Annotated in this window: 9 protein-coding genes and 1 riboswitch; of the genes, 8 read left to right on the forward strand and 1 reads right to left on the reverse strand. The window is 52.0% G+C overall.

From position 1 onward, the window contains the following. The first annotated feature begins 84 nt into the window (after nucleotides 1-84). The 8 genes from ACFO5U_RS14715 to ACFO5U_RS14750 all read left to right on the forward strand — a co-directional run bounded on the left by ACFO5U_RS14715 (nucleotide 85) and on the right by ACFO5U_RS14750 (nucleotide 12712). Entirely contained in the window at nucleotides 85-924 is an 840-nt protein-coding gene (locus tag ACFO5U_RS14715) for a DUF6920 family protein (protein ID WP_377279838.1), read from the forward strand. A gap of 105 nt (nucleotides 925-1029) precedes the next feature. Beyond that, nucleotides 1030-1132: riboswitch (SAM riboswitch) on the forward strand. A 108-nt stretch (nucleotides 1133-1240) separates the two neighbouring features. Beyond that, a complete protein-coding gene (locus ACFO5U_RS14720; RefSeq protein ID WP_377279839.1) occupies nucleotides 1241-3097 on the forward strand; it encodes a bifunctional homocysteine S-methyltransferase/methylenetetrahydrofolate reductase in 1857 nt (618 codons plus the stop codon). Further along, the gene (gene metH, locus ACFO5U_RS14725; protein ID WP_377280143.1) at nucleotides 3078-6515 is read left to right on the forward strand and encodes a methionine synthase; all 3438 of its coding nucleotides are present in this window, start codon (nucleotides 3078-3080) and stop codon (nucleotides 6513-6515) included. The genes ACFO5U_RS14720 and metH overlap by 20 nt, the downstream gene beginning before the upstream one ends. A 356-nt stretch (nucleotides 6516-6871) precedes the next feature. Further along, nucleotides 6872-7873: an LLM class flavin-dependent oxidoreductase gene (locus ACFO5U_RS14730; protein WP_377279840.1), complete on the forward strand. Its 1002-nt coding sequence runs from the start codon at nucleotides 6872-6874 to the stop codon at nucleotides 7871-7873. Between the two features lie 203 nt (nucleotides 7874-8076). Then, the gene (locus tag ACFO5U_RS14735) at nucleotides 8077-9054 is read left to right on the forward strand and encodes a TAXI family TRAP transporter solute-binding subunit (RefSeq protein ID WP_377279841.1); all 978 of its coding nucleotides are present in this window, start codon (nucleotides 8077-8079) and stop codon (nucleotides 9052-9054) included. A 28-nt stretch (nucleotides 9055-9082) separates the two neighbouring features. Next, nucleotides 9083-9508 (forward strand): DUF1850 domain-containing protein, encoded by a 426-nt coding sequence (locus ACFO5U_RS14740; protein ID WP_377280144.1) that lies wholly within the window; start codon nucleotides 9083-9085, stop codon nucleotides 9506-9508. Beyond that, a complete protein-coding gene (locus ACFO5U_RS14745) occupies nucleotides 9505-11532 on the forward strand; it encodes a TRAP transporter permease (RefSeq protein WP_377279842.1) in 2028 nt (675 codons plus the stop codon). Before ACFO5U_RS14740 ends, ACFO5U_RS14745 begins: the two co-directional genes overlap by 4 nt. Nucleotides 11533-12562: 1030 nt before the next feature. Then, nucleotides 12563-12712 carry an amidohydrolase family protein gene (locus ACFO5U_RS14750; RefSeq protein WP_377279843.1) on the forward strand — a complete coding sequence of 50 codons (150 nt, stop codon included), beginning with the start codon at nucleotides 12563-12565 and terminating at the stop codon, nucleotides 12710-12712. A 35-nt stretch (nucleotides 12713-12747) separates the two neighbouring features. Here ACFO5U_RS14750 and ACFO5U_RS14755 read toward each other — a convergent pair whose 3' ends face one another. After that, nucleotides 12748-13344: a YdhK family protein gene (locus ACFO5U_RS14755; RefSeq protein WP_377279844.1), complete on the reverse strand. Its 597-nt coding sequence runs from the start codon at nucleotides 13342-13344 to the stop codon at nucleotides 12748-12750. Nucleotides 13345-13485: the final 141 nt, after the last annotated feature.

The following is a 13485-nucleotide window of genomic DNA, read 5'->3' on the forward strand; positions in this document are numbered from 1 at the left end:
CAGGGATAAATGATCTCGTGTCGAAAGCTATAGTCAGGAACGAGTGGTGCAAAAGCACAGTCAAAACGGAAAGGGGTATAGCACATGAAACGCATATGGCCGGTTCTTGGGTTGTCGCTTAGTATGGTTGGCGTGTTTGGGGCGTATCGTAAGTACAAAAATTTAACAGCGGAAGAAAAGCCGACGTGGCCGGAAGTCCGCCTTGCCGGAGCCGTCACACAGGAAATGGCGGAGGCGCTGCCGGAGCCGATGGCAAAATGGCTCGGGAAAATCGGCGTGATCGGTCGTGAGCAAGTGATGGCGGTGTACATCAAGCAGACGGGTTGGATGAAGACTAAGCCTGAGCAGACAGAATGGGCCGAATCGAAAGCGGAGCAATACAGTTTTGTCGAGCCGCCGTCGTTTTATTGGAAGGCGCGCATGAAAATGGATGGCTTATCAGTGACCGGATCTGACAGTTTCCGCGACGGGCGAGCAGGCATGCGTATCCGTTTTGCAGGACTGGTGCCGATCAACCGCCAGATGCCGGATGGCAAATTGAATGAGTCGGCGCTGCAGCGGTTTTTGATGGAGATGGTGTGGCTGCCGGGACTCGTCTTTAGCCCGTACGTGAAATTTACGAAAAGCACTGCGCATTCAGTGGATGCAGAAATGACGTACAATGAATCGATCGCAAAAGTAACGTTCGAGTTTGATGAACAAGGGCGCATAAAGCGTGCGCGTGCGATGCGCTATAAAGAAGTGGACGAAGAATCGGTTCGCTTGCCGTGCATTGCCGAAGTGCATGACTGGCAGACGGTCGACGGCATCGAAATTCCGCGCCGCGTCGATATTACATGGATAATCGATGGACGCCCGTTCACTTGGTATAAATTTACGGTGGACGGGGCGAAAATCAACCCGAGTGTGCCGGCATCCTGGTGAGAATAGTGGAAAGGTAACAGAAAGTTCTTTGTTTTTTGACTAATCACCTTGACCCGATTCACCACAGGGGGTATCATGTGGGAATACTAAAAATTGCATAGTGAATTCTTATCTAGAGAAGTCGAGGGACTGGCCCGATGACGCTTCAGCAACCAGCCGCTAGCGGTCAGGTGCTAAATCCAGCAGGCATGCGCCTGGCAGATGAAAAGGAACGAGTCCGATATCGTAAAGCCTTCTTTTTCATGGAAGGCTTTTTTTGTTTCATATCGAAGCAATTTGACAACAGGCAGAAACCAAAACCGGAGGAGGACAAAACATGTTATTAGATGAACTGAACAAACGGATGCTGACGGCAGACGGCGCCATGGGAACGCTTTTGTACTCTTACGGCATTGAATACTGCAACGAGGAATTGAATATCCAGCGCCCCGAAGTGATCGAAAAGATCCACCGCGATTATATCGCTGCCGGAGCGGACATTATCCAAACGAACACGTACGGCGCCAATGCACATAAGCTCGCCCGCTACGGCCTCGAAGGACAAGTCGAGTCAATCAATAAAGCGGCTATCGCAATCGCCAACAAAGCCGCCAAAGACGGGGGGCAATTTGTCGTCGGCACAATCGGCGGCATCCGCGGCATCCGCAAAAGCGATGCGACCTTGGACGAAATCATAGCCATGGTCGACCAGCAAGCGCAACATTTATTATCGGGCGACCCGGACGGTTTGCTGCTTGAAACCTACTACGATTTTGAAGAACTCGCCGCCACCATCAGCCATTTGAAAACTTTGACCGATGCGCCGCTCATCGCGCAATTATCGATGCACGAACCGGGCGTCTTGCAAAACGGCATGAGCTTGAACGAAGGCTTGCACCGCCTCGAAGCGCTCGGTGCAGAAATCGTCGGGGTCAATTGCCGGCTTGGCCCGCACCACACCATACAGGCGTTCGAGGGCGTCGAACTGCCGAAAAAAGCTTTTTTGTCGGCGTATCCGAATGCTTCATTGCTAGACATCGAAGACGGCCGCATCGTCTATGAATCAGATGCCGATTATTTCGGCCGCGCGGCACTTTTGCTGCGCGAAGAAGGTGTGCGTTTGATTGGCGGCTGTTGCGGCACGACGCCGAAACATATCGAAGCGGTGAAAAAGCGCATCGGCCATCTGCAGCCGATTACCGAAAAGAAAGTCGAAGAGAAAAAGCCAATCGTCATCCGTGAAGCGGAGGCGTTAAAAGACAAACCCTTGCACGAAAAAGCGAAAACCGAGCGGACCATCATCGTTGAACTCGATACGCCGCGCCATTTGGACATTGACAAATTCCTCGAAGGCTCGAAAGCACTCGACGCAGAAGGCATCGATGCCTTGACCATGGCGGACAATTCGCTGGCCTCGCCGCGCATCAGCAATATGGCGATGGGTTCCATCATCAAACACAAGCAAGACGTCAGACCTCTTGCGCACATCACTTGCCGCGACCGCAATTTGATCGGTTTGCAATCGCATTTGATGGGACTGGATGCACTCGGCATCCACGATATTCTGGCTGTCACCGGCGACCCGACCAAAGTCGGAGATTTCCCCGGCGCAACAAGCGTTTACGACGTGTCGAGCATGGAATTGATCCAGTTGATCAAACAGCTGAATGAAGGGATTTCGTTCTCCGGCAAGCCGCTGCGCAAAAAAGCGAATTTCTCGGTCGCAGCAGCGTTCAACCCGAATGTCCGCGTCGTCGAACGCGCCGTCCAGCGGCTGGAGAAGAAAATCGAAGCGGGCGCGGATTATTTCATTTCACAGCCGGTGTATACGAAAGAGAAGATTATTGAAATCTACGAAGCGACGAAGCATCTGGAGACGCCCATTTTCCTTGGGGTCATGCCGCTGACGAGCATTCGCAGCGCGGATTTCCTGCATAACGAAGTGCCGGGCATCAAGCTGTCGGAAGATGCACTCGACCGCATGCGCGCATGCGGCGAAGACAAAGACAAGGCGACGGCAGAAGGCATCCAAATCGCCAAAGAATTGATCGACACGGCGGCGGAATTGTTCCACGGCATTTATTTGATCACACCGTTTGTCCGCTATGACATGACGGTCGAATTGATCCGCTACATCCGCCAACTAGATATAGAGAAAGCGAGCGATGGCCAATATGTCAAAACATCTCATTGAACAACAGCTAGAAAAGCGCATTTTGATCATCGACGGAGCGATGGGAACGATGATCCAGAACGCGGACCTATCCGCGGAAGATTTCGGCGGGGAGGAATATGACGGCTGCAACGAATATTTGAACATCGTCCGCCCTGACGTTCTAGAAGGGGTCCATGATGCGTACCTAGAAGCAGGCGCCGACATCATCTGCACGAATACATTCGGAGGCACACCGGTCGTCCTCGACGAATATGGACTCGGAGACCGAGCAGCGGAAATCAATAAAAAAGCGGTGGAAATCGCTAAGATCAGCCAGGCAAAATACTCGACGCCGGAATGGCCGCGTTTTGTAGCGGGTGCACTCGGGCCGACGACGAAAACCTTGTCGGTGACCGGCGGCATTACGTTTGATGAATTAAAGCAAGATTTTCAAGTGCAGGCGAAAGCGCTGATTGAAGGAGGCGCAGACTTGCTGCTGCTCGAAACGAGTCAGGACATGCTTAACGTCAAAGCGGCGACGATCGCGATACGCGATGCGTTCGAAGAAACGGGGATAGAGCTTCCGGTGATGATTTCCGGAACGATCGAACCGATGGGCACGACGCTCGCCGGTCAGACGATCGAAGCGTTTTATGTGTCAATCGAGCATATCAAGCCGCTTTCTGTCGGCTTAAACTGTGCGACAGGCCCAGAATTCATGACCGACCATTTGCGTTCATTGTCCGAATTATCATCAGGTTACGTCAGCTGTTACCCGAATGCCGGGCTGCCGGACGAGGAAGGCCATTACCACGAAACGCCGGAATCCTTGTCCAAAAAACTGCGCGGCTTTGCCGAAAAAGGCTGGCTCAATGTCGTCGGCGGCTGTTGCGGCACGACGCCTGCGCATATTGCGGCAGTGCGCGAAGCGGTCGATGGGCTTGCGCCGCGCGTGCGCAATGAAACAAGCCACGGCCATGCGATATCGGGCATCGAAGTGCTCGAATACGACGATTCGATGCGCCCGCTGTTTGTCGGCGAACGCACGAACGTCATCGGTTCGCGTAAATTCAAACGGCTCATTATAGAAGGAAAGTTCGAAGAAGCCGCGGAAATCGCCCGTGCGCAAGTGAAGAACGGCGCACACGTCATCGACATTTGCCTGGCCAACCCGGACCGCGAAGAACTCGACGACATGGCAGCGTTCATGCAGGAAGTCGTGAAAAAAGTGAAAGTGCCGCTGGTCATCGATTCCACCGATGAAGACGTTATCGAAGTGGCGCTTAAGTATTCACAAGGGAAAGCGATCATCAATTCGATCAACCTGGAAGACGGGGAAGAGCGTTTCGAGGCGGTCATGCCGCTTGTGCAAAAATACGGCGCCGCAGTCGTTGTCGGAACAATCGACGAAATCGGCATGGCGGTGACGCGCGAGCGCAAACTTGAAATTGCCGAGCGTTCGTATCAATTGCTGACGGAAAAATGGGGGCTCGCCCCGGAAGACATCATCTTCGATCCGCTCGTCTTCCCGGTCGGCACAGGTGATGAACAATATATCGGCTCGGCTGTGGAAACGGTCGAAGGCATCCGCCTGATCAAGGAAAAATTGCCGCGTGCATTGACGATACTCGGTGTGTCGAACGTATCGTTCGGCTTGCCGCCGGTCGGCCGCGAAGTGCTGAATGCGGTGTATTTATACCATTGCACGCAAGCGGGGCTCGATTACGCGATCGTCAATACGGAGAAGCTCGAGCGCTTTGCCTCGATTCCGAAAGACGAAGTGAAGATGGCAGAAGAGTTATTATTCGAAACGACCGATAAAAACTTGGCGGACTTTACGGATTTTTACCGCGATAAGAAAAAGGAGAAAACAGCGGATGATATCCCGGACACCGTTCCAGAGCGCCTGGCGTATTATATTCTCGAAGGCACGAAAGAAGGGCTCATTCCCGATCTCGAATTGGCGAGGGAAATGTACAGCGACCCGCTGGAGATCATCAATGGACCACTCATGGAAGGCATGGCGGAAGTCGGCCGCTTGTTCAACGACAATCAATTGATCGTTGCGGAAGTGCTGCAAAGCGCGGGCGTCATGAAAGCGGCCGTCTCGCATTTGGAAAACTTCATGGAGAAAAAAGCGGACGATAGCGGAAAAGGCAAAGTGGTGCTTGCGACCGTCAAAGGCGATGTCCACGACATCGGCAAAAACTTGGTCGACATCATCTTGTCGAACAACGGCTTTAAAGTGATCGACATCGGCATCAAAGTGACGCCGGCGGCATTGATTGAAGTGATCCGCAAAGAAAAACCGGACATCATCGGTTTGTCGGGGCTGCTCGTCAAATCCGCCAAGCAGATGGTGCTGACGGCGCAGGATTTCCGCGAAGCCGATATCGACGTGCCGATCCTGGTCGGCGGTGCCGCCTTATCGCGCCGCTTTACTGAGACGAAAATCGCCGCGGAATACGACGGCCCGGTCATTTATGCCAAAGACGCGATGCAAGGGCTTGACCTTGCCAACCGCCTGCAAAGCGGGGCCGGAAAAGCGGTCCTGCTCGAAGAACTTGGTGCCCAGCAGGAAAAACGCCAAGCACAAGATGCAGCGCGCGCCGAAAAAGGTACTGTCGCCATTTTGGAAAAGCCGGTCAAAACAGTGCGGGAAGATGCACCGGTGTATGTGCCGAACGATTTGCGCAGGCATGTGCTGAAAGATTATTCAGTGGCGCATTTATATCCTTACGTCAATATGCGCACGCTGATCGGCCATCACCTCGGGCTGCGCGGCTATAGCGACAAAACCTTGGCACAAGGAGATGCACGCGCAGTCGAGCTGCACGAACTGGCGACACGTTTCTTGCAGTCGGGCTTTTTGAAGCCGGCAGGGATGTACCAGTTCTTTCCGGCACAGTCCGAAGGCGACGACGTCATCATCTACGATCCGAAAGACACCAAGACGGAAATCGAGCGCTTCACGTTCCCGCGCCAACAAAAAGAGCCGTTCCTCTGCCTCGCCGACTATTTGAAATCGACCGACAGCGGCGAAATGGATTATGTGGCGTTCATGCAAGTGACAGCCGGGCACGGCGTGCGAAATGAAGCGACGCGCTTGAAAGAAGCGGGGCAGTTCCTGGAAAGCCATGCGCTGCAGGCAACGGCGCTCGAACTCGCAGAAGGCTTTGCCGAGCGCATCCATCAGGAAATCCGCGATCAATGGGGCTTCCCCGATAACACCGATTTTTCGATGCGCGACCGTTTTGCGGCGAAATATCAAGGACAGCGCTTTTCATTCGGCTACCCGGCCTGTCCGAACTTGGAAGATCAGGCCAAGCTGTTCAGCCTCATCAAACCGGAAGACATTGGCGTCCACTTGACCGAAGAATTTATGATGGACCCGGAAGCATCGGTATCGGCGATCGTCTTCGCCCATCCGGATGCGCGTTATTTCAATGTAGAATAATGGAAACGGACCAGGGAAGCCTGGTCCGTTTTTTAAAATTGGACAATTAAAGTCAATGTGGCTGTCCGAAGTTTACTGCCCGCTTTCCGTGGGCTCGCGCCCAAGCCTCCTCATCCGCTTCGCTCCTTGCGGGGTCTCGGTCGTCTCGCTGATCCACTGGAGTCGGACAGACACTTCTCCAAGCCACTTAGCCTTTTCATTGATTTTTGAGTCTGTGAGGATACCTGCTATTTGATGATTTTAAGTAGTCATTCCTTCTTCAATAATCTGAAAATCAACGTCAAATCAGCGGTCCGTTTTTTCTATGCGCTCGAGTGGTATGATGGAGAATAGAGATTAATAGGAGGTGCGGACTTATGACCGTCCTGAACATTTTGGATTATTCGCCGATTGATGAAGGCGAAACGGCCGCTTCGGCACTTGCGTCAACCGCTGAGCTCGCGAAGCTCGCGGACCGCTCGGGCTATACACGTTATTGGGTGGCCGAACACCATCAAGTCTATTCAGTCGCAGGCAGTTCGCCGGAGATGCTCATGATGCACCTGGCCACACTCACCGAACGCATCCGCATCGGCTCAGGCGGTGTCATGCTGCCGCATTACAGCGCGTATAAAGTGGCGGAGAACTTCCGGCTGCTCGAAGCGTTGCACCCGAACCGCATCGATCTCGGTGTCGGGCGTTCGCCGAGCTTCCGACTGGTCAATCAAGCATTGAACGAATCAAAGGGCCGACGCGTACCTTATGAGCAGCAGCTCATCGATTTGGAGAAATACTTTACCGATGATGTCGACAGCGAGCACCGCTTCCAAAAGCTGAAGGCGACGCCGATCACCGAGACCGCTCCCGAATTATGGCTGCTCGGCACTGGCGAAGGTTCAGCGCAACTTGCAGCCGAGCGTGGCATGGCCTATGCATTTGCCCATTTTGCGCGTCCGGAAAAAGCGGGGATCGAAGTCGTCAACCGTTTCCGCGAAGCATTTCGCCCGTCTGGCCTGCGTGACCAAGCGCATGTGTCGGTGGCGGTCTTTGCGGTTGTCGGCGAAACGGAAGAACAGGCAGAACAGCTCGCCAAAGCCTTTGATTTGTGGCTGCTGTTCGTCGAATCAGATTTCCAGCCGCCTTATTACCCGTCGGTCGAGACTGCAGGGCAGCGCCGCTTGAGCGCTTCCGAAAAAGAGCGTGTCGCGAGAAACCGCAGCCGTCTGCTCGTCGGCACGGCTGAGCAGGTCAAGCAGCAGATTGAAACGGTCGCTGAGGAATTCGGGGCAGATGAAATCACCATCATCCCGAATATCGCCGGACACGCCAATCGCATGAAGACTGTGCAATTATTGGCTGAGGCATTTGCGCTTTCGTGAAGTACGCGCGCTTTGCGAAATGCTGTCAATGACTGAATAAACATCCATTATCAGTCAATATTTCTTAAATTTTCCCTGATAATGGGATAGTTTAGGCGAATAAGTATTCAGAAAATATTATAAAAACAGAGAATATGCAATATTGCCTTTTATTTAAGGAAAATGTCCTTTATAATGATAAAAAACCACGAGGAGGAAACAATATGAATAAATATAAATTAAGCGCTTTCACAGCTGTAGTTGCCGGCGCAATGACACTTGCTGCATGCGGCGGTGACGAAGGCGGATCGGGCGATGAGGGCGGCGGTGAAGGCCTTGATACGAACATTGTAACGATTGCTACGGGCGGTGCATCCGGCCCTTACAACATCATCGGTTCAACGCTTGCGGACGTGTATAGCAACGAATACGGCGTTAACTCCCGTACGCAAACAACAGGGGCATCTGTTGAAAACGTCAACTTAATGAAAGAAGACAAAATCGAAATGGCATTCACGATGAGCGATGTCGTCAGCCAAGCGGTTGACGGAACGGAAAGCTTCACGGAGCCGACGGATAAAATCAGCCAAATCGCAGCACTTTACCCGAACTACGTCCAAATCGTCACAACAGCTGATTCCGGCATCGAAACTTTTGATGACCTAGTGGGCAAGCGCATCGCAGTCGGCGACCAGAACTCCGGCGTTGAAGTCAATGCCCGTACACTCCTCGAAGGCCACGGCATCACATATGACGATATCCAAGTCGATTACCTCGGCTACGCTGAAGCGGCAGATGGCCTGCGCGCGGGTCAACTTGACGCAGCATTCTTGACGAGCGGATTGCCGAACGCATCCCTTCTGGAATTGTCTGAAACACTCGATATCCGCATGGTATCTGTAGACCCTGAAGATGTGGAAAACATTGCACAAGACGAGAGCTATTTCGTCGCACTTGATATTCCTGCAGACACATACGGCAACGAAGAAGCCGTGCCGACAGCGGCGATCATGAACGCATTGATTGTACACTCGGACATGAGCGAAGACGATGTTTATAAATTGACGCAGACTTTCTTCGATAACCTCGAAACTCTAGGGAATTCCCATCAGGCAGCGACTGACATTACGCTAGAAGAAGCCCAAGAAGGCCTAGTAGCGCCATTGCATCCAGGTGCTGAACGCTATTACAGTGAACAATAAGCTTTTGGGAGGAGGGGCATTCTTGTTGGTGCTCCTTTTTTTCCTGCTAATAAAGCTGCCGGTCATCTCATTCGAATCAGCAGGTGAGCAGTTTTATTTGAAGGAAAAGGCGTTCGAACTGTCGTGGATCCATTCGGTCGAAAAAGAAGAATGGCGCGAGTTTTACGAAAGGGACGGGGGAACGCTCGTATTGACGGAAACCCATTTCAAGACATTCGGGGCCGGCGTGCCGTCGGATGGCACCATTTTGCCGTCCGATGACGGATTCATCCATATGCAGATCGACCGCGAGATGGAGAACATGAATTTGACCGTCTCGGAAAATGCCCAAACGACGATTCGCAGCGGCGGCCGTGAAATTCAATTATTTACACTAATCGACGATTACGAAACTTTCCAGATTTCGGTCGAATACATTCATTTATGGAACTATGTGGGAGGGAAGACATTATGACCAAAGACAACCGTGATTTGGATACCGAAAGCATCTCGGCGCATTCGGAAGATAAATCCGTCAACCAGGAAGTGTTGGAGAAATACGATACGGATGCCAAGGTCCGAAAGCTGCGCAACCGCAATTTCGTCTTTCTTATCGCGGCGATTGCGATCGCCTACTCGATTTTTCACTTATGGGTGACATTCAACCCGCTACCGGCACTTCAGGCACGTTCGATCCACGTAGCGGTCGGGATGGGGCTAGTATACCTCATCTATCCGTCATTCAAAAAGCAAGACCGGACGCGCATTCCATTTTACGATTGGCTCTTGTTTCTCTTCAGTTTAGGGACCGCCGGCTACTTGATCGTTGAATACCAAGCAATCATGACGACACGCGGCGGGATTCCGAATACGCTCGACATCATCATGGCCATCGCGACTGTGGTGCTCGTTCTTGAAGCGGCCCGCCGCGTCACCGGCATCATCTTGCCGATTTTGGCGCTCGTATTTTTAGTGTATCCGTTCATCAGCCACTTTGGCTGGATGCCGAATATGCTCATGACACGGCCGTTCGACCTTGGTGATATTTTTGGCCAATTGTACTTGAAGACGGAAGGGCTGTACTCGACGGCGATTTCCGCTTCTCTGCAGTTTATCTTCCTGTTCATCCTGTTCGGTGCGTTTCTCGCAAAATCCGGCATGGGGCAATTGTTCAATGACTTGGCGATGGCTCTTGCCGGATCCAAGCAAGGCGGGCCGGCCAAAGTTGCGGTCATTTCATCCGGCTTCATGGGAAGCATCAACGGTTCTGCCATCGCCAACGTTGTCGGAACCGGTGCCTTCACCATTCCGCTGATGAAAAAAATTGGCTACCACCGGAACTTTGCCGGTGCAGTCGAAGCGAGTGCCTCGGTCGGCGGTCAGATTTTGCCACCGATCATGGGAGCGAGTGCCTTCATCATGGCCGAAACGACAGGCATCTCCTACGGAACGATCGCACTTGCTGCGCTCCTTCCAGCGGTCCTGTATTTCCTCGGCGTCATCATGCAAGTGCATTTCCGTGCCGGCAAAGATAATTTAAAAGGCATACCGAAAGCCGACTTGCCGCGCACAAAAGAAGTATTGAAAGAAAAAGGCCATTTGCTGCTGCCGATCGTCGGCCTCGTGTTCATGCTTTATACAGGCATGCCGATTGCCTACGCGGCATTCTATACGATCGTCTTGACAGTCGTTGTTGCGGCATTCCGCAAATCGACGCGCATGGGCCCTCGTGACATCTTGGAAGCAATGGAAAACGGCGCACGCCAATCGCTTTCCGTCATGATCGCCTGTGCGGTCGTCGGCATCATCATCGGCGTCGTCAGCTTGACGAGCTTCGGTACAGTTATGACATCTGCCATCACAGCATTCGGTGCAGGTTCACTGTTCTTCACCTTGTTCTTGACGATGATCGCATCGATCGTCCTTGGCATGGGCTTGCCGTCCATCCCGGCGTATATCATTACAGCGACAATGACAGCACCGGCACTTGCCGAGTTCGGTATTCCGGTTCTCGTTGCACATTTGTTCGTGTTCTATTTCGGGATTTTCGCGAATATCACGCCTCCTGTCGCGCTGGCCGCCTTTGCGGGCGCTGGTGTTTCCGGAGGGGATCCGATGCGCACCGGCTTCAACGCATTGAAGCTCGCGATTGCCGGGTTCATCATTCCGTACCTGTTTGTGTATAATCCAGCGATGCTGATGATCGATACGACGGATATCGCGGTCAATGCAACAGAGTTCGCCTTGCCGCCGATATTCGATATTTTGTTGATCACGGTGACGGCGATTATCGGAATCATCGCTCTGAGCGCTTGTGCAGAGGGTTACTTTAAAACGCGCATGAATGTCGTGACGCGGATTCTGCTTGGCGTCGGCGCATTGATGACGATCTTCCCTGAGCCATTGACGGACACAATCGGACTGGCGATTGTGCTAGGGATTTTCGCATTGAACTATTTCAACGCACGCAAAGAAAATCAAACGCCGAAAACAGCTTGATAGATCAAAATGAGCCGCCGAGAATTTTCTCGGCGGCTTTTTTAGGTGTTGAGTAGTTTCCTTGGGGTTTACTAATTAGCAAGGAAAGAGCTCCCTAAATTTTCATCTTAAAATGGCTTGCGCTGTGAGACTGCCCTTTAGTGGCACGCTTGCCGGGGGGCGGGTGTTGAGCCAATGTGCCGCAAAGGGCGCGGCACATTTGTTTCGCCAGCCCGCGCGGTCCCCCAGGCGTCGGCCCCTTCCACTCCGTCTCTAGATTTAGAGTAGTTGGTATGTGTTTACAACTTCTCAAAGTAGTTTGTGACAGCGTCATTTCACTGTGGTCAGCAATATCTCTTGTTGAAGTACTAGCGAAAATTAGAAATGTCAAAAATGTGCTCACTATTTACTGAACCAGGAAATTTCGTTTTCAATTTAGGACGCTCTGCTAGGGAAGCGATTCCCCAACCAGCGGATATAAACTTCAAAGAAAGCTCATCCTAAACAAACTCAAGTCAAAGAAAACGACAAGCCGCCTAGCGTTCACGGGTGAGCCGACGCAGTGAGACAGGCGCATTTCCTGGCTTGCTGCCAAAGGCCAACCCAAAGCAAGGCGGCGAAAGCATTCAGGATGCTCATATAGAGAAGAATTACTTCCGCACACAACTTCTAGCTCATCGCATCCCGATACAATTCCAAAGAAGCGATTCCCCAAACAGTGGACAAAACTTCAAAGAAAGCTCATCCTAAACAAACTCAAGTCAAAGAAAACGAAAAGCCGCCTAGCGTTCACGGGTGAGCCGACGCAGTGAGACAGGTGCATTTCCTGGCTTGCTGCCAAAGGCCAACCCAAAGCAAGGCGGAGAAACCATTCAGGATACTCAAATAGAGAAGAAATACTTCCGCACACAACTTCTAGCTCATCGCATCCCGATCCAATTCCAAAGAAGCGATTTACCGACCAGCGGACGCAATCCACCAAGAAAGCTCCCCCTTATCAGCACCTAAGTTCCAGCTCATCTCCATTTGCGGCTTGCCGGAATTGGTGAGCATGAGTTCTTACAATGCAGCACAATCACTCGGCTTGTCCAAAAAAGGCCGCATCGCCAAAGGCATGGATGCGGATATAGTGATGCTTTCGCCGCAGTTGGCGGTCGATTTGACCTTGTGCCGTGGCGAGATCGCTTTTTTCAAAAAATGAAAAAACGCCTTGGATCGAGATCCAAGGCGTTTTTGTTATGGTGACAGTTCGTTTTCAGTTACCCATTGGTGATTGGTGATTTCCTCACCGGTTTCAGTGTCTAGGAAATCGACCATGTAGACGGTCGTTTGTTGGACAGAGTCAACCGCTGCGCTGGCGCCTTTCATGCCCGGCATATGCTCGGCATCGAGATTTACAGCTGCTCCTTCTGCATAAGGATAAGCTTGTGCATCTTGCAGCTCTTCGTGAATGATCCATCTATGGTTTTCGACTGCTTCGCCGCCGTTTACCGGTGTGTAGCTGACGCTATAGGCAGTTGTTTCATAAGCACCGCCGATGGTCGCTGTAGCCCCGTCCATGCCCGGCATGTGATCTGCTTGAATGGTAGCTGTACTATCGACTGGATAAGCCGGATTCGCCGCTTCCTCCAAATCGTCTGGAACTTCGCCGGATGAATGGTTCATCTCTTGATGATCCCCAACCATGTCCGCTTGTTCAGTCTGCGCGTTCTCGTCCGGCAGCGCCGAATACTCCGGTTGGGTAGTGTCTTCTCCGATTCCGTCAAAGCAAGCCCCTAAACTGAATACTATCGCAAGGACGATGCTTACGAACAGGACTCGTTTTCTAATCATTGAATTCCCTCTTCCGTAAAATAGTCGTTTCTATAGTATACCCTGAATATTGGCGTGACATGTACGAATTTGCTTGAATCGGTCGTTTTGATTAAGTATTCGTCAATATTTTGGTACCATGAAACTATGGCAGATACATCT

This window comes from Planococcus dechangensis (assembly GCF_042654465.1).
Lineage (GTDB): Bacteria > Bacillota > Bacilli > Bacillales_A > Planococcaceae > Planococcus > Planococcus dechangensis.